The following is a 16,851-nucleotide window of genomic DNA, read 5'->3' as shown; positions in this document are numbered from 1 at the left end:
TAGACAAAAGAAAGGATAACAAAGTGTTAATTAATCGCAGGGATAAACTAGATAGTTAATTAATACTTAAATTGCAATTAACTATTGGTGGTGTTGTTTATTCCTGTGATCTATGGGTACACTTTATATCATCAAGTAAATGATATGTTTTAGGCGGGTTCCGGTGATATCCAGTGAGGTTTTTCGTCGCTACTCATAACCTTGATATATTCCTAAAATTCCATTTTGCCCTTTTGCAGATTTAATATGCATGATAAATGATATTGTCTTAATTAATTACTGCACTTTGGTAAAAGGAATTTAGCGTGACGGTGGAGTTAGATATGTTAATTGAAAATACTGAATATAAATCAGCCCCGGGACAGGAAGTCGTCAAACCACAACTGCGGATGGTGGATCTCAACCTGCTGACCGTCTTTGATGCGGTGATGCAGGAACAAAATATTACCCGTGCGGCCCATACTCTCGGGATGTCCCAACCGGCGGTGAGTAACGCGGTCTCTCGCCTTAAGGTGATGTTTAATGATGAACTGTTTGTTCGCTATGGGCGCGGCATTCAGCCAACGGCGCGGGCCTATCAGCTGTTCGGCTCGGTACGCCAGGCATTGCAACTGGTGCAAAATGAGCTGCCGGGTTCCGGCTTTGAACCACTGAGCAGCGAGCGCGTATTTAACCTCTGCGTTTGTAGCCCATTGGATAATTACTTAACCTCGCTAATATTTAATAAAGTTGGTGAAATCGCGCCAAATATTCATCTGGTCTTTAAATCAGCGCTACATCAAAACACCGAACATCAGCTGCGTTATCAGGAAATTGAATTTGTTATCGGCTATGAAGAGTTCCGTCGTCCGGAATTCGCCTGCATACCTTTATTCAAAGATGAAATGGTTCTGGTTGCCAGCCGTAAACATCCGCGTATTTCCGGGCCGTTAACGGAAGCGGATATTTATCAGGAAGAGCACGCGGTCGTCGCATTGGATCGTTATGCTTCGTTTAGCCAGCCGTGGTATGACTCCGTGGATAAACAATCCTGTATTGCCTATCAGGGTAATGCCATGGTTAGCGTATTAAACGTGGTTTCGCAAACCCACATGGTGGCGATAGCGCCACGCTGGTTAGCCAATGAATTCGCGGATAAATTAGACCTGCAGATATTACCGCTGCCGCTGAAGGTAAATAGCCGCACCTGCTTCCTTTCATGGCACGAAGCGGCCGGTCGTGATAAAGGCCATCAATGGATGGAAGAGTTACTGGCGAATATCTGCCAGCGCTAATTGTCCTCATCCACAAAGGGGAACGGAAGTTCCAGCTTATCTGAGTAAACATTAAAAAAGCAGAATATTATTCTGTTTATCACCGCGGGTTCTCGCAACCCGACGGTGAAAAATGGATGATTTTCTGCCGTAAGCCATTTTCCCCGAGTATTGGCTGTCTCATTTTTCTATTCCTGAAGCAATCCTCCATATATTTCTCCATATGCTTTCTTTTCTGCTTTTGAGACGCGCTCCAGACGCCGCCAGGCGAATTGCCTGCCTGTTGGCGAGCAGTTATGGTAATGCACAGCAAGTTGTTCACTTCAATGCGCTGCCGATGGCGGCGCATCATACGACGCGCGCGGAAAATGACTTCCGCCGTCGTGAAAACAAAAAGCCTGGAGGCAAACCATGGAGATGTTGTCAGGAGCCGAGATGGTCGTCCAATCGCTTGTCGATCAGGGCGTCAAGCAAGTATTCGGCTATCCCGGAGGCGCGGTCCTCGATATCTACGATGCATTACATACCCTCGGTGGCATAGACCATGTGCTGGTGCGCCATGAGCAGGCGGCGGTGCATATGGCTGACGGGCTGGCGCGCGCGACCGGCGAAGTCGGGGTGGTGTTGGTGACCTCCGGCCCGGGAGCGACTAACGCTATTACCGGTATCGCAACGGCTTACATGGATTCTATTCCGCTGGTCATTCTTTCCGGGCAGGTCGCCACCTCGCTGATTGGCTACGATGCCTTCCAGGAGTGCGATATGGTCGGTATCTCGCGCCCGGTGGTCAAACACAGCTTCCTGGTGAAACAGACTGAAGATATTCCCGGCATTTTAAAGAAAGCGTTCTGGCTGGCGGCCAGCGGCCGACCGGGGCCGGTAGTGGTCGATTTGCCGAAGGATATTCTCAATCCGGCGAAAAAGCTGCCTTACGTTTGGCCGGATGCGGTCAGCATGCGTTCTTACAACCCGACAACCAGCGGGCATAAAGGTCAGATCAAACGTGCGTTGCAAACGCTGGTGGCGGCGAAAAAACCGGTCGTATACGTCGGTGGCGGGGCGATCAATTCGCAGTGCGAAGCACAGCTGCGTCCCTTGGTCGAAAAGCTGAAGTTACCGGTTGTCTCTTCATTAATGGGCTTAGGCGCTTTTCCGGCGACTCATCAGCAGGCGCTTGGCATGTTGGGGATGCACGGCACCTATGAAGCCAACATGACCATGCACCATTCCGACGTTATTTTTGCAGTCGGCGTACGCTTTGACGATCGCACCACCAACAATTTGGCTAAGTATTGCCCGAACGCCACGGTGCTGCATATTGATATCGATCCCACGTCGATCTCCAAGACCGTCCCTGCGGATGTGCCGATCGTTGGCGATGCGCGGCAGGTGCTCGACCAGATGTTTGATCTGCTTGAGCAGGAAGAGAGCCAGCAGCCGCTGGATGAGATCCGCGACTGGTGGCAGCAGATCGAACAGTGGCGTTCCCGTCATTGTCTGCAATACGACACGCAAAGCGGCAAGATTAAACCACAGGCGGTAATCGAGGCTATCTGGCGCCTGACCAACGGTGATGCTTACGTGACCTCCGACGTTGGCCAGCATCAAATGTTCGCCGCGCTCTATTATCCATTCGATAAACCAAGACGTTGGATTAATTCCGGCGGCCTCGGCACGATGGGCTTTGGCCTGCCTGCGGCGCTGGGCGTGAAGATGGCGCTACCGCAAGAAACCGTTATCTGCGTGACCGGCGATGGCAGCATCCAGATGAACATTCAGGAGCTTTCCACCGCCCTGCAGTATGAACTGCCGGTGCTGGTGCTGAACCTGAATAACCGCTACCTCGGAATGGTAAAGCAGTGGCAGGATATGCTCTATTCCGGCCGCCATTCGCAGTCCTACATGGAATCGCTGCCGGACTTCGTGCGCGTCGCCGAGGCGTATGGCCACGTCGGTATTCGCATCAGCGAGCCGCAAGAGCTGGAAGCTAAACTGGCGGAAGCGCTGGAGCAGGTACGTAATAACCGTCTGGTGTTCGTTGATGTTACGGTTGATGGTAGCGAGCATGTTTACCCCATGCAGATCCGCGGCGGCGGCATGGACGAAATGTGGTTGAGCAAAACGGAGAGAACCTGATTATGCGCCGGATATTATCTGTATTACTGGAGAACGAATCGGGGGCATTATCCCGGGTGATCGGCCTCTTTTCGCAGCGCGGCTACAATATTGAAAGCCTGACGGTAGCGCCAACCGACGATCCGACGCTGTCCCGCATGACCATCCAGACGGTGGGCGACGAGAAAGCGATTGAGCAGATCGAAAAGCAGTTACATAAGCTGGTGGATGTGCTGCGGGTCAGCGAACTGGGCCAGGGCTCCCACGTCGAGCGTGAAATCATGCTGGTTAAAGTGCAGGCCAGCGGTTATGGCCGTGAAGAGGTGAAACGCAACACCGAGATATTTCGCGGGCAGATTATTGATGTGACGCCTTCTATCTATACCGTGCAGCTGGCAGGAACCAGCGATAAGCTGGATGCCTTCCTGGCCTCCTTGCGCGACGTCGCGCGCATTGTTGAAGTGGCGCGCTCCGGTGTCGTCGGCCTGTCGCGTGGTGATAAAATTATGCGCTAAACGCTGAAAAAATGACGTAAAAATAGCCCGACACAAACTGTCGGGTTATTTTTTTGCGAATTCCGTAGGAACTGTGGACGAAAGCGGTTGCCGCGCTAACTATTCTGCGTTTAGATGTTATAAAAATGGATCTCTATACTCTAATGAGTATATCTATTTAATGGTTGTTTTTTGTACTTCTTACCCAAGGGGCAATTGTGAAACTGGATGAAATCGCCCGGCTGGCCGGTGTTTCAAGAACCACCGCGAGCTATGTGATTAATGGCAAAGCGAAGCAGTATCGCGTCAGCGATAAAACGGTCGAGAAGGTGATGGCGGTGGTGCGCGAGCATAACTACCACCCGAATGCGGTCGCTGCTGGCCTGCGCGCAGGACGCACGCGTTCAATCGGTCTGGTGATCCCGGATCTCGAAAATACCAGTTATACCCGTATTGCGAACTATCTGGAGCGCCAGGCGCGTCAGCGCGGCTACCAGTTGCTGATCGCCTGCTCGGAAGATCAGCCGGATAACGAAATGCGCTGTATTGAGCATCTGCTGCAGCGTCAGGTGGATGCAATTATCGTTTCGACTTCGCTGCCGCCGGAGCACCCGTTCTATCAGCGCTGGGCGAACGATCCTTTCCCGATTGTCGCGCTCGACCGCGCGCTCGATCGTGAACACTTTACCAGCGTCGTCGGCGCCGATCAGGACGACGCCGAGATGCTTGCCGCCGAGCTGCGCAAATTCCCCGGTGACCGAGTGCTCTATCTGGGAGCGCTGCCGGAGCTGTCGGTGAGTTTCCTGCGTGAGCAGGGGTTCCGTTCGGCGTGGAAGGATGACCCGCGGGAAGTGAACTTCCTGTATGCCAACAGCTACGAACGCGAAGCTGCGGCCCATCTTTTCGAGAAATGGCTGGAAACGCATCCGATGCCGCAACTGCTGTTCACCACCTCTTTCCCGCTGCTGCAGGGTGTGATGGACGTCACGCTGCGCCGTGAAGGCAAACTGCCATCCGAACTCGCCATCGCCACCTTCGGCGATAACGAACTGCTCGATTTCCTGCAGTGTCCGGTGCTGGCGGTCGCGCAGCGTCACCGCGACGTTGCCGAGCGTGTTTTAGAGATTGTACTGGCAAGCCTGGATGAACCGCGTAAGCCAAAACCAGGCTTAAGCCGTATTCGTCGTAACCTTTATCATCGCGGAAGTTTGAATCGCCGCTGATCCATTAGCGAAAAAAGGTTAAGATTCTTCGTAGGTTATTCGCCAGATGGATCAGCATCTGGCGATATTCCATACAATTTACGTAGAGATTCGTAAATCTATTCGCTTTCAGACAAATCCCTAAACTTCTTTACGCCTTATTTTGTTTTATTCCTGAGAAAGATTTTTTTGTATCCAAATGGTGCAAGAAAATGCGCAATACCCCTTGTTAGTATTATTTTGTTACATTCATCGGAATAATTGCTGAATTAACAATCGCTTTATCCTACCTTCATCGCATCTGAGAGCGTCAGGCCGCGGCACAAGTGCTTCTCCGTCCACAACAGGCACTGTTAACGGACATCAGAATGGCCTAAAATGCCGCTCGCGTCGCAAACTGACACTTTATATTTTCCCGCTGAAGATATTTTGTCGCTTTTAACTGTTACGAGTTTGTTGGTTATTTTCTTACACGTATTCATAACGTTAATTTGCCTCGTTTGTTGGTGATTTATTCATCAGGGCTAATATCGGCTGTAAATAATGGGTTTTTGCGCTCCGTTGGCATTAGTGCTGGCTTGACAAGCTTTTCCTCCGCTCCGTAAACTCCTTTAGGTGGGAATTTGTGGGGTAAAGTGGCGAAAAGGGGTGAGGCTGGCATGTTCCGTGGAGCAACGTTAGTCAATCTCGACAGTAAAGGCCGTTTGGCCGTACCGACGCGCTACCGCGACGGGCTGATCGAGGATGCTTCTGGTCAAATGGTGTGCACCATTGACATTCATCACCCGTGCCTGCTGCTTTATCCCTTGCCTGAATGGGAAATCATCGAGCAAAAATTGTCGCGTTTGTCGAGCATGAATCCCGTTGAGCGGCGCGTACAGCGCCTGCTTTTGGGGCATGCCAGCGAATGTCAGATGGATAGCGCCGGACGATTGCTAATCGCGCCGGTGCTGCGGCAACATGCCGGGCTGACAAAAGAAGTGATGCTGGTCGGACAGTTTAATAAATTTGAACTGTGGGATGAAACGACCTGGTATCAACGGGTCAAGGAAGATATCGACGCTGAGCAGTCCGCTACCGGTGAACTGTCGGAGCGCCTGCAGGATTTGTCTTTATAAAATGATGGAAAATTTTAAACACACTACGGTACTTCTGGATGAAGCCGTTAACGGCCTGAATATTCGTCCAAATGGTATCTACATTGATGGAACCTTTGGCCGCGGTGGTCACTCGCGTCTGATCCTCTCCCAACTGGGGGCGGAAGGGCGCCTGCTGGCAATCGATCGCGACCCGACGGCTATTGCCGTTGCGCAAACCATCGATGACCCACGCTTTTCCATCGTACATGGTCCTTTCTCGCAGCTGGCTGACTACGTCGCCGAGCGCAATCTTACCGGCAAGATCGACGGTATTCTTCTCGATCTTGGCGTTTCTTCACCGCAGCTGGACGACGCGGAACGCGGGTTCTCCTTTATGCGCGATGGTCCGCTGGACATGCGCATGGATCCGACTCGCGGTCAGTCCGCCGCCGAATGGTTACAGACCGCCGAAGAAGCCGACATCGCCTGGGTCATCAAAACCTTTGGCGAGGAGCGTTTCGGTAAACGTATCGCGCGCGCGATCGTTGAGCGTAACCGCATTGAGCCGATGACCCGTACCAAAGAGCTGGCGGAAGTTATCGCGGCGGCGACGCCGGTGAAAGATAAGCACAAACATCCCGCGACCCGTACCTTCCAGGCGGTGCGCATTTGGGTGAACAGTGAACTGGAGGAGATAGAGCAGGCGCTAAAAAGCTCGCTCGGCGTGCTGGCCCCCGGTGGTCGGCTGTCGATTATCAGTTTCCATTCGCTGGAAGACCGTATTGTGAAGCGCTTTATGCGTGAGCAAAGCCGCGGTCCGCAGGTTCCAGCAGGGATCCCGATGACTGAAGAGCAGCTCAGGAAACTGGGCGGCCGTCAGTTGCGAGCACTAGGCAAGTTGATGCCGGGCGAAGAAGAGGTGGCAGAGAATCCACGCGCCCGTAGTTCAGTGCTGCGTATCGCAGAGAGGACGAACGCATGATCGGCAGAGTGACAGTAGCCTTAAGCAAAGTTAAAGGATCGTTAGGAAGCAACGAGCGCCATGCCTTGCCTGGCGTCATCGGGGACGATCTTCTGCGGTTTGGGAAGCTGCCACTCTGCCTGTTCATTTGCATCATCATAACGGCAGTGACCGTGGTGACGACGGCGCACCATACCCGTCTGTTAACCGCGCAGCGTGAACAATTAGTTCTGGAGCGTGACGCTCTGGATATTGAATGGCGCAACCTGATCCTCGAAGAGAACGCCCTTGGCGATCACAGTCGGGTTGAACGGATCGCGACAGAGAAGTTGCAGATGCAACACGTTGATCCATCACAAGAAAATATAGTGGTACAGAAATAAGGATTATTGCGACGCATGAAAGCAGCGCCGAAAACGCCAAAAGCAAAACGTCAGGAAGAACAGGCCAACTTTATCAGTTGGCGTTTTGCGTTGCTGTGCGGATGTATTTTAATCGCTCTCGCCTTCCTGCTTGGCCGCGTCGCGTGGCTGCAGGTTGTCAGCCCGGACATGCTGGTGCGTCAGGGGGATATGCGTTCCCTGCGCGTACAGGAAGTCTCCACCGCGCGCGGCATGATTACCGACCGCTCCGGCCGCCCGCTGGCGGTCAGCGTTCCGGTAAAAGCGATTTGGGCCGACCCGAAAGAGCTGCATGATGCGGGCGGTGTGACGCTCGATAACCGCTGGAAAGCGCTAGCCGATGCGCTGAATATGCCGCTGGATCAGCTGGCATCGCGCATCAACAGCAACCCGCGGATGCGTTTTATCTATCTGGCGCGTCAGGTGAACCCTGACATGGCCGACTACATCAGAAAACTGAAGCTGCCGGGGATCCATCTGCGCGAGGAGTCTCGCCGTTATTATCCGTCAGGCGAAGTAACCGCTCACCTCATTGGCTTCACCAACGTCGATAGCCAGGGGATTGAAGGGGTTGAGAAAAGCTTTGATAAATGGCTGACCGGTCAGCCGGGCGAACGTATCGTGCGTAAAGACCGCTATGGCCGCGTGATTGAAGACATTTCTTCCACCGACAGCCAGGCGGCGCATAACCTCGCGTTGAGCATCGACGAGCGCCTGCAGGCGCTGGTATATCGCGAACTGAATAATGCGGTGGCGTTCAACAAAGCGGAATCAGGCACCGCCGTTTTGGTTGACGTCAACACCGGTGAAGTGCTGGCGATGGCGAATAGCCCGTCGTACAACCCAAATAATTTCGCGGGTACCTCCAAAGATACCATGCGTAACCGCGCCATCACCGACGTATTTGAACCGGGTTCAACGGTGAAGCCGATGGTGGTGATGACGGCGCTGCAGCGCGGCATCGTCAATGAAAATACCGTGCTGAATACCATTCCATATCGAATTAACGGCCACGAAATCAAAGACGTGGCGCGCTACAGCGAATTGACCCTGACCGGGGTGCTACAGAAGTCGAGTAACGTCGGCGTTTCTAAGCTGGCGTTAGCGATGCCGTCCTCAGCGTTAGTAGATACTTACTCACGTTTTGGGCTTGGAAAGGCGACCAATTTGGGGTTGGTCGGAGAACGCAGTGGCTTATATCCTCAAAAACAACGGTGGTCTGACATAGAGAGGGCCACCTTTTCTTTCGGCTACGGGCTAATGGTAACTCCGTTACAGTTAGCGCGAGTCTACGCAACGATTGGCAGCTATGGCATCTATCGCCCGCTGTCGATTACCAAAGTTGATCCACCGGTTCCGGGCGAGCGCGTGTTCCCGGACTCGCTCGTTCGTACCGTCGTTCACATGATGGAAAGCGTAGCGCTTCCCGGCGGCGGCGGCGTGAAAGCGGCGATTAAAGGCTATCGCATCGCCATTAAAACCGGTACGGCGAAAAAAGTGGGGCCGGATGGCCGCTACATCAACAAATATATTGCTTACACCGCAGGCGTTGCGCCCGCCAGCCACCCGCGTTTCGCGCTGGTGGTGGTGATCAACGACCCGCAGGCAGGTAAATACTACGGTGGCGCCGTTTCCGCGCCGGTATTCGGTGCCATCATGGGCGGCGTACTGCGCACCATGAACATCGAACCGGATGCGCTGGCAACGGGCGAAAAAAGTGAATTTGTGATTAATCAAGGCGAGGGAACAGGTGGCAGATCGTAATTTGCGCGACCTTCTCGCTCCGTGGGTGCCAAATGCGCCGGAGCGAATTCTGCGAGAGATGACGCTGGACAGCCGCGTGGCGGCGTCCGGCGACCTCTTTGTCGCGGTACAGGGTCATCAGGCGGACGGGCGTCGTTATATCCCGCAGGCGATAGCGCAAGGTGTTGCTGCCATTATTGCTGAGGCGCAGGGCGAGGCCGCAGACGGCGAAGTTCGCGAGATGCACGGCGTGCCGGTCATCTACCTTAGCCAACTGAACGAGCGGTTATCCGCGCTGGCCGGGCGTTTTTATCATCAACCTTCGCAGCAGATGCGCCTGGTGGGCGTTACCGGTACTAACGGTAAAACCACCACGACTCAACTGCTTGCGCAGTGGGCGAAACTGCTCGGCGAAACCAGCGCGGTGATGGGTACCGTCGGTAACGGCCTGCTGGATAAAGTGGTGCCAACCGAAAACACCACCGGCTCTGCGGTTGATGTTCAGCACGTGCTTTCCGGTCTGGTAGGGCAGGGGGCGACTTTCGGCGCGATGGAAGTCTCTTCTCACGGGCTGGTTCAGCACCGCGTGGCGGCGCTGCAGTTTGCCGCCTCGGTGTTTACCAACCTGAGCCGTGACCACCTCGACTACCATGGCGACATGGAACATTACGAAGCGGCGAAATGGCTGCTCTATTCCACCCACCATTGCGGCCAGGCCATCGTCAACGCTGACGATGAAGTGGGGCGTCGCTGGCTGGCGAAACTGCCGGATGCGGTGGCGGTGTCGATGGAAGATCATATCAATCCGAACTGCCACGGCCGCTGGCTGAAGGCGACCGCGGTCAACTATCACGACAGCGGCGCGACCATTCAGTTTGACTCGAGCTGGGGCAAGGGCGAAATCGAAAGCCGCCTGATGGGCGCTTTTAACGTCAGCAACCTGCTGCTGGCGTTGGCGACGCTGCTGGCGCTGGGCTATCCGCTGGCGGACCTGTTGAAAACCTCTTCGCGTTTACAGCCGGTGTGCGGCCGCATGGAAGTGTTCAGCGCGCCGGGCAAACCGACCGTGGTGGTCGATTACGCCCATACGCCTGACGCGCTGGAAAAGGCGCTGCAGGCCGCGCGTCTGCACTGTAGCGGCAAGCTGTGGTGCGTCTTCGGCTGCGGCGGCGACCGCGACAAGGGCAAACGCCCGCTGATGGGCGCTATCGCGGAAGAGTTTGCCGATATCGTGGTCGTTACCGACGATAACCCGCGTACCGAAGAGCCGCGGGCGATTATTAACGACATTCTGGCCGGCATGCTTGATGCCGGGCAGGTGAAGGTGATGGAAGGCCGCGCGGAAGCGGTGACCAGCGCGGTGATGCAGGCGAAAGCGAACGACGTTGTGCTGGTCGCGGGCAAAGGCCACGAAGACTATCAGATAGTCGGCAACCGCCGTCTGGATTACTCCGACCGCGTTACCGTCGCGCGTCTGCTGGGAGCGGTAGCATGATTCGCTTTACATTAAGCCAGCTCGCCGATATCACCCGCGGCGAACTGCAGGGTAGCGATATCGCTATCGATGACGTGACGTCCGATACCCGCAAAGTCACGGCGGGTTGCCTGTTTGTGGCGCTGAAAGGCGAACGTTTCGACGCGCATGATTTTGCCGAACAAGCGAAAGCGGCGGGCGCTGGCGCGCTGCTGGTTAGCCGCCAACTGGCCTGCGATTTACCGCAGGTCGTAGTGAAAGATACCCGCCTGGCTTTTGGCGAGTTAGCGGCCTGGGTGCGTCAGCAGGTGCCGACCCGCGTGGTGGCGCTCACCGGTTCGTCCGGTAAGACCTCGGTCAAAGAGATGACCGCGGCGATCCTCAGCCAGTGCGGTAATACGCTGTATACCGCCGGTAACCTGAATAACGATATCGGGGTACCGATGACGCTGCTGCGTCTGAACAAAGATCACCAGTATGCGGTGATTGAACTTGGCGCCAACCACCAGGGCGAAATCGCCTGGACCGTCAGCCTGACGCGTCCGGAAGCGGCGCTGGTCAACAACCTCGCCGCCGCGCACCTCGAAGGCTTCGGCTCGCTGGCGGGCGTGGCAAAAGCCAAGGGCGAAATCTTCACCGGCCTGCCGCAAAACGGCATCGCGATTTTGAATGCCGACAATAACGACTGGCTGAACTGGCAGAGCGTGATTGGCGATCGCAAAGTGTGGCGCTTCTCGCCGAACGCGGCGAACAGCGACTTCACGGCGACCAATGTTCATATCACCAGTCATGGCACCGAATTTACGCTGCAGACCCCGTTCGGCAACGTCGACGTACTGCTGCCGCTGCCGGGGCGCCATAACATCGCTAACGCGCTGGCGGCAACTTCTCTGGCGATGGCGGTAGGCGCCGATCTGGCCGCGGTGAAAGCTGGGCTGGCGCAGCTGCAAGCGGTGCCGGGACGTCTGTTCCCGATCCAACTGGCGGAAAACCAGCTGCTGCTGGATGACTCCTACAACGCCAACGTCGGTTCGATGACCGCCGCGGTACAGGTGCTGGCGGAAATGCCGGGCTTCCGGGCGATGGTGGTCGGCGATATGGCTGAACTCGGCGCGGAAAGCGCGGCCTGTCATCGCGAAGTGGGCGAAGCGGCGAAAGCGGCGGGCCTGGATTGCGTGCTCAGCGTCGGTTCACTGAGCGCGGATATCAGCAGCGCCAGCGGCGTGGGCGAACATTTTAACGATAAAGCCGCCGTGGTAGCTCGCCTGCGCGAGCTGCTGGCAGAGCATAAAATCATGACCATTTTAGTGAAGGGTTCACGTAGTGCCGCTATGGAAGAGGTAGTACGCGCATTACAGGAGATTGCGACATGTTAGTATGGCTGGCCGAACATCTGGTCAAATATTATTCCGGCTTTAACGTCTTTTCCTATCTGACGTTTCGCGCCATCGTCAGCCTGCTGACCGCGCTGTTCATCTCGTTGTGGATGGGCCCGCGTATGATCGCCCGTCTGCAAAAACTGTCCTTCGGTCAGGTCGTTCGTAACGACGGCCCGGAGTCCCACTTCAGCAAACGCGGGACCCCGACCATGGGCGGGATTATGATCCTCACCGCGATTACCGTTTCCGTCCTGCTGTGGGCTTATCCGTCAAATCCATACGTCTGGTGCGTGCTGACGGTATTAATCGGCTACGGCATCATCGGGTTTGTCGATGATTACCGTAAAGTCGTGCGTAAAGACACCAAGGGCCTGATTGCCCGCTGGAAGTATTTCTGGATGTCGGTAATCGCGCTGGGCGTGGCGTTCGCGCTGTATCTGGCGGGGAAAGACACCCCGGCGACCGAGCTGGTAGTGCCGTTCTTTAAAGATGTGATGCCGCAGCTGGGACTGTTCTACATCCTGCTGGCTTACTTCGTTATCGTCGGTACCGGCAATGCGGTCAACCTCACCGACGGCCTCGACGGCCTGGCGATTATGCCTACCGTCTTCGTCGCCGCCGGCTTTGCGCTGGTAGCGTGGGCCACCGGTAACATGAACTTCGCCAACTACCTGCATATTCCTTATCTGCGTCACGCCGGCGAGCTGGTTATCGTCTGCACGGCGATTGTCGGCGCGGGCCTGGGCTTCTTGTGGTTCAACACCTACCCGGCGCAGGTCTTTATGGGCGACGTCGGTTCACTGGCGCTCGGCGGCGCGCTGGGCATTATCGCCGTACTGCTGCGTCAGGAGTTCCTGCTGGTGATTATGGGCGGCGTTTTCGTCGTGGAAACCTTGTCGGTGATCCTGCAGGTCGGCTCGTTCAAGCTGCGCGGCCAGCGCATCTTCCGTATGGCGCCGATTCACCACCACTATGAACTGAAAGGCTGGCCGGAACCACGCGTTATCGTGCGCTTCTGGATTATTTCGCTGATGCTGGTGCTGATTGGCCTGGCGACGCTGAAGGTACGTTAATCATGGCAGATTATCAGGGTAAAAAAGTCGTCATTATTGGGCTGGGCATGACCGGCCTGTCATGCGTGGACTTTTTCATGGCGCGCGGCGTAATTCCGCGCGTGATGGATACCCGCGTCGCCCCTGCCGGGCTTGATAAGCTGCCGGAAGCCGTTGAGCGCCACGTGGGCGGCCTTAACGACGACTGGCTGCTGGCGGCGGATCTGATTGTCGCAAGCCCGGGGATTGCTCTGGCGCACCCTTCACTGAGCGCGGCGGCGGATGCCGGCGTGGAAATCGTCGGCGATATCGAGCTGTTTTGCCGCGAGGCGCAGGCGCCGATTATCGCCATTACCGGCTCTAACGGAAAAAGCACTGTTACTACCCTGGTGGGCGAGATGGCGAAGGCGGCGGGCGTGAATGTCGGCGTTGGCGGCAATATCGGCCTGCCGGCGCTGATGCTGCTGGATCCGGCGCGCGAACTGTACGTGCTTGAACTTTCCAGCTTCCAGCTGGAGACCACCTCCAGCCTGAAAGCCGTCGCGGCCACCATCCTCAACGTGACTGAGGATCATATGGACCGCTATCCGCTGGGGCTGCAGCAGTACCGCGCGGCGAAACTGCGGGTCTATGAAAATGCTAAAACCTGCGTGGTGAATGCCGATGATGCGCTGACCATGCCGGTACGCGGCGCTGACGAACGCTGCGTCAGCTTCGGCGTCGATGTCGGCGACTATCACCTTAACCGCCAGCAGGGCGAAACCTGGCTGCGGGTGAAGGGTGAGAAAGTGCTGAACGTGAAAGAAATGACCATCAGCGGCCAGCACAACTACAGCAATGCCCTGGCGGCGCTGGCGCTGGCGGATGCCGTGGGCTTGCCGCGCGCCAGTAGCCTGAAGGCGCTGACTACCTTCACCGGCCTGGCGCACCGCTTCCAGCTGGCGCTGGAGCATAACGGCGTGCGTTGGATCAATGACTCCAAGGCGACCAACGTCGGCAGTACCGAGGCGGCGCTGAACGGCCTGCATCTCGACGGTACGCTGTATCTGCTGTTGGGCGGCGACGGTAAATCCGCCGACTTCACGCCGCTGAAGCGCTATCTTGGCGGCGAGAACGTTCGTCTGTACTGCTTCGGCCGCGACGGCGCTCAACTGGCGGCGCTGCGTCCGGAAATCGCGGTACAAACCGAAACCATGGAACAGGCGATGCGGCAAATCGCTTCGCAGGTTAAAACAGGCGATATGGTCTTACTGTCGCCGGCCTGCGCGAGCCTGGACCAGTTTAAAAACTTTGAACAACGGGGTGATGTCTTTACCCGTCTGGCGAAGGAGTTAGGTTGATGCGTTTCTCTCTCCCACGCCTGAGAATGCCACAGCTGGGCCTGCCCCGGTTGAAGCTGCCGCGACTGCCGGGGATGTTTATTTTCGCCTGGCTGTTCGCCGCGCTGAAAGGTTGGGTGATGGGCTCGCGCCCGAAAGATAACGATAGCCTGGTCATGTATGACCGGATGCTGCTGTGGCTGACCTTCGGCCTGGCGGCTATCGGTTTTATCATGGTGACCTCGGCCTCGATGCCGGTCGGACAGCGCCTGGCGAACGATCCGTTCCTGTTTGCTAAGCGTGATGGTTTGTATATTGTGCTGGCTTTCGCGCTGGCGATGATTACGCTCCGTCTGCCGATGGAGTTCTGGCAGCGCCACAGTACCGCGATGCTGATCGCCTCGATTGTGATGCTGCTGATCGTACTGGTGGTGGGGAGCTCGGTTAACGGCGCCTCGCGTTGGATCGCGCTCGGGCCGCTGCGCATTCAGCCAGCGGAGTTTACCAAGCTATCGCTGTTCTGCTACATCGCCAACTATCTGGTGCGTAAAGCGGATGAGGTGCGTAACAACCTGCGCGGCTTCTTAAAACCGATGGGCGTGATTTTCGTACTGGCGATTCTGCTGCTGGCGCAGCCTGACCTCGGTACGGTAGTCGTACTGTTCGTGACCACGCTGGCGATGTTGTTCCTGGCCGGCGCGAAACTCTGGCAGTTCATCGCCATTATCGGCATGGGGATCTCGGCGGTGGTGCTGCTGATCCTCGCCGAACCGTATCGTATTCGCCGCGTCACCTCCTTCTGGAACCCGTGGGAAGACCCGTTTGGCAGCGGCTATCAGCTGACCCAATCGCTGATGGCCTTTGGCCGCGGCGAGATGTGGGGGCAGGGCCTCGGCAACTCGGTGCAGAAACTGGAGTATTTGCCGGAAGCGCACACCGACTTTATCTTCGCCATTATCGGCGAAGAACTCGGTTATATCGGTGTGGTACTCGCGCTTTTAATGGTATTCTTCGTCGCCTTTCGCGCCATGTCGATTGGCCGCAAAGCGCTGGAGATTGACCACCGCTTCTCCGGCTTTTTGGCCTGTGCTATCGGCGTGTGGTTTAGCTTCCAGGCGTTGGTTAACGTCGGGGCGGCGGCGGGAATGCTGCCGACCAAAGGTCTGACCCTGCCATTGATTAGTTATGGTGGGTCCAGTCTGCTGATTATGTCGACGGCCATTATGTTTTTATTGCGAATAGATTATGAAACGCGCCTCGAGAAAGCGCAGGCGTTTACACGGGGTGTTCGATGAGCGGTCAGGAAAAGCGGTTAATGGTGATGGCGGGCGGCACTGGCGGACATGTGTTCCCGGGGCTGGCGGTCGCGCACCATTTAATGGACCAGGGCTGGCAGGTTCGCTGGCTCGGCACCGCCGATCGTATGGAAGCGGATTTAGTGCCGAAACACGGCATTGATATCGATTTTATTCGCATCTCCGGCCTGCGCGGCAAAGGGATAAAAGCGCAACTGTTAGCGCCGGTGCGGATCTTCAACGCCTGGCGGCAGGCGCGGGCGATCATGAAGCGTTTCCAGCCGGATGTGGTGCTGGGCATGGGCGGTTATGTTTCCGGGCCTGGCGGTCTGGCGGCATGGTCGCTCGGGATCCCTGTGGTGCTGCATGAACAAAACGGGATTGCCGGCCTGACCAATAAATGGCTGGCGAAGATTGCGAAGAAAGTGATGCAGGCGTTTCCCGGCGCCTTCCCGCACGCAGATGTCGTGGGGAATCCGGTGCGTACTGACGTTCTCGCGCTACCGCTGCCGGGACAGCGTCTGGTGGGCCGGCAGGGGCCGATTCGCGTGCTGGTGGTCGGCGGCTCTCAGGGCGCGCGCGTGCTGAACCAGACTATGCCGCAGGTGGCCGCGAAGCTCGGCGATGCGGTGACCATCTGGCATCAGAGCGGGAAAGGCGGCATGGATACCGTGCGCCAGGCGTACGCCGCCGCCGGTCAGCCACAGCATAAAGTGACTGAGTTTATTGATGATATGGCGGCAGCCTATGCGTGGGCCGATGTGGTTGTTTGTCGTTCCGGCGCGCTGACGGTCAGCGAAATCGCTGCCGCAGGTTTACCGGCATTGTTCGTCCCGTTCCAGCACAAAGATCGTCAGCAGTACTGGAATGCGCTGCCGCTGGAAAAAGCCGGCGCGGCGAAAATTCTCGAACAACCCGAGTTCACGGCGGATGCCGTGGCGGCCACTCTGGCCGGTTGGGATCGGGAAACCCTGATGGATATGGCGGAACGAGCGCGTGGCGCTTCGATTCCGGATGCTACCGAGCGGGTAGCGGAAGAGGTCAGCGCCGTAGCTTTGGCGCGCTAATCGCGGTGATTTTCACC

Annotated in this window: 14 protein-coding genes; all 14 read left to right on the top strand. The window is 56.4% G+C overall.

The features are described from left to right. The first annotated feature begins 305 nt into the window (after nucleotides 1–305). The 14 genes from leuO (at nucleotide 306) to murG (ending at nucleotide 16,834) form a co-directional block, all read left to right on the top strand. Complete coding sequence (leuO, locus tag KGA69_RS02170; RefSeq protein WP_015368259.1) at nucleotides 306–1,274, top strand: transcriptional regulator LeuO; 969 nt, start codon at nucleotides 306–308, stop codon at nucleotides 1,272–1,274. Between the two features lie 390 nt (nucleotides 1,275–1,664). Then, complete coding sequence (ilvI, locus tag KGA69_RS02165; protein WP_213292769.1) at nucleotides 1,665–3,389, top strand: acetolactate synthase 3 large subunit; 1,725 nt, start codon at nucleotides 1,665–1,667, stop codon at nucleotides 3,387–3,389. Nucleotides 3,390–3,391: 2 nt separating this feature from the next. Then, nucleotides 3,392–3,883, top strand: coding sequence for an acetolactate synthase small subunit (ilvN, locus tag KGA69_RS02160; RefSeq protein ID WP_015368257.1), 492 nt, complete (start codon nucleotides 3,392–3,394; stop codon nucleotides 3,881–3,883). 197 nt (nucleotides 3,884–4,080) lie between these two features. Continuing rightward, nucleotides 4,081–5,085 carry a catabolite repressor/activator gene (cra, locus tag KGA69_RS02155; protein ID WP_101705621.1) on the top strand — a complete coding sequence of 335 codons (1,005 nt, stop codon included), beginning with the start codon at nucleotides 4,081–4,083 and terminating at the stop codon, nucleotides 5,083–5,085. A 638-nt stretch (nucleotides 5,086–5,723) separates the two neighbouring features. Further along, the gene (gene mraZ, locus KGA69_RS02150; protein WP_015368255.1) at nucleotides 5,724–6,182 is read left to right on the top strand and encodes a division/cell wall cluster transcriptional repressor MraZ; all 459 of its coding nucleotides are present in this window, start codon (nucleotides 5,724–5,726) and stop codon (nucleotides 6,180–6,182) included. Between the two features lies 1 nt (nucleotide 6,183). Continuing rightward, nucleotides 6,184–7,125 (top strand): 16S rRNA (cytosine(1402)-N(4))-methyltransferase RsmH, encoded by a 942-nt coding sequence (gene rsmH, locus KGA69_RS02145; protein ID WP_015368254.1) that lies wholly within the window; start codon nucleotides 6,184–6,186, stop codon nucleotides 7,123–7,125. Beyond that, nucleotides 7,122–7,487: a cell division protein FtsL gene (ftsL, locus tag KGA69_RS02140; RefSeq protein ID WP_015704398.1), complete on the top strand. Its 366-nt coding sequence runs from the start codon at nucleotides 7,122–7,124 to the stop codon at nucleotides 7,485–7,487. The genes rsmH and ftsL overlap by 4 nt, the downstream gene beginning before the upstream one ends. Before the next feature lie 15 nt (nucleotides 7,488–7,502). After that, on the top strand, nucleotides 7,503–9,269 hold the full coding sequence (locus KGA69_RS02135; RefSeq protein WP_045390005.1) for a peptidoglycan glycosyltransferase FtsI: 1,767 nt from the start codon (nucleotides 7,503–7,505) through the stop codon (nucleotides 9,267–9,269). Further along, nucleotides 9,256–10,743: a UDP-N-acetylmuramoyl-L-alanyl-D-glutamate--2,6-diaminopimelate ligase gene (gene murE / locus KGA69_RS02130; RefSeq protein WP_045376465.1), complete on the top strand. Its 1,488-nt coding sequence runs from the start codon at nucleotides 9,256–9,258 to the stop codon at nucleotides 10,741–10,743. Before KGA69_RS02135 ends, murE begins: the two co-directional genes overlap by 14 nt. After that, nucleotides 10,740–12,098, top strand: a complete 1,359-nt coding sequence (gene murF, locus KGA69_RS02125) for a UDP-N-acetylmuramoyl-tripeptide--D-alanyl-D-alanine ligase (protein WP_045390007.1) — start codon at nucleotides 10,740–10,742, stop codon at nucleotides 12,096–12,098. The genes murE and murF overlap by 4 nt, the downstream gene beginning before the upstream one ends. Beyond that, nucleotides 12,092–13,174 carry a phospho-N-acetylmuramoyl-pentapeptide-transferase gene (mraY, locus tag KGA69_RS02120; RefSeq protein WP_004204335.1) on the top strand — a complete coding sequence of 361 codons (1,083 nt, stop codon included), beginning with the start codon at nucleotides 12,092–12,094 and terminating at the stop codon, nucleotides 13,172–13,174. The genes murF and mraY overlap by 7 nt, the downstream gene beginning before the upstream one ends. Nucleotides 13,175–13,176: 2 nt before the next feature. Continuing rightward, on the top strand, nucleotides 13,177–14,493 hold the full coding sequence (murD, locus tag KGA69_RS02115; RefSeq protein WP_213292768.1) for a UDP-N-acetylmuramoyl-L-alanine--D-glutamate ligase: 1,317 nt from the start codon (nucleotides 13,177–13,179) through the stop codon (nucleotides 14,491–14,493). Further along, complete coding sequence (ftsW, locus tag KGA69_RS02110) at nucleotides 14,493–15,767, top strand: cell division protein FtsW (protein ID WP_045390013.1); 1,275 nt, start codon at nucleotides 14,493–14,495, stop codon at nucleotides 15,765–15,767. Before murD ends, ftsW begins: the two co-directional genes overlap by 1 nt. Then, nucleotides 15,764–16,834 (top strand): undecaprenyldiphospho-muramoylpentapeptide beta-N-acetylglucosaminyltransferase, encoded by a 1,071-nt coding sequence (murG, locus tag KGA69_RS02105; protein ID WP_047065207.1) that lies wholly within the window; start codon nucleotides 15,764–15,766, stop codon nucleotides 16,832–16,834. The genes ftsW and murG overlap by 4 nt, the downstream gene beginning before the upstream one ends. The last annotated feature ends 17 nt before the right edge of the window (nucleotides 16,835–16,851 follow it).

Source organism: Klebsiella sp. A52 (assembly GCF_018388785.1).
Lineage (GTDB): Bacteria > Pseudomonadota > Gammaproteobacteria > Enterobacterales > Enterobacteriaceae > Klebsiella > Klebsiella aerogenes.
This window is presented reverse-complemented; position numbering and strand designations above follow the sequence as displayed.

Coding starts and splice junctions, on each gene's coding strand:
- ilvI (WP_213292769.1), top strand. CDS start 1,665: ATGGAGATGTTGTCAGGAGCCGAGATGGTCGTCCAATCGCTTGTCGAT.
- ilvN (WP_015368257.1), top strand. CDS start 3,392: ATGCGCCGGATATTATCTGTATTACTGGAGAACGAATCGGGGGCATTA.
- mraZ (WP_015368255.1), top strand. CDS start 5,724: ATGTTCCGTGGAGCAACGTTAGTCAATCTCGACAGTAAAGGCCGTTTG.
- rsmH (WP_015368254.1), top strand. CDS start 6,184: ATGATGGAAAATTTTAAACACACTACGGTACTTCTGGATGAAGCCGTT.
- ftsL (WP_015704398.1), top strand. CDS start 7,122: ATGATCGGCAGAGTGACAGTAGCCTTAAGCAAAGTTAAAGGATCGTTA.
- KGA69_RS02135 (WP_045390005.1), top strand. CDS start 7,503: ATGAAAGCAGCGCCGAAAACGCCAAAAGCAAAACGTCAGGAAGAACAG.
- murF (WP_045390007.1), top strand. CDS start 10,740: ATGATTCGCTTTACATTAAGCCAGCTCGCCGATATCACCCGCGGCGAA.
- mraY (WP_004204335.1), top strand. CDS start 12,092: ATGTTAGTATGGCTGGCCGAACATCTGGTCAAATATTATTCCGGCTTT.
- murD (WP_213292768.1), top strand. CDS start 13,177: ATGGCAGATTATCAGGGTAAAAAAGTCGTCATTATTGGGCTGGGCATG.
- ftsW (WP_045390013.1), top strand. CDS start 14,493: ATGCGTTTCTCTCTCCCACGCCTGAGAATGCCACAGCTGGGCCTGCCC.
- murG (WP_047065207.1), top strand. CDS start 15,764: ATGAGCGGTCAGGAAAAGCGGTTAATGGTGATGGCGGGCGGCACTGGC.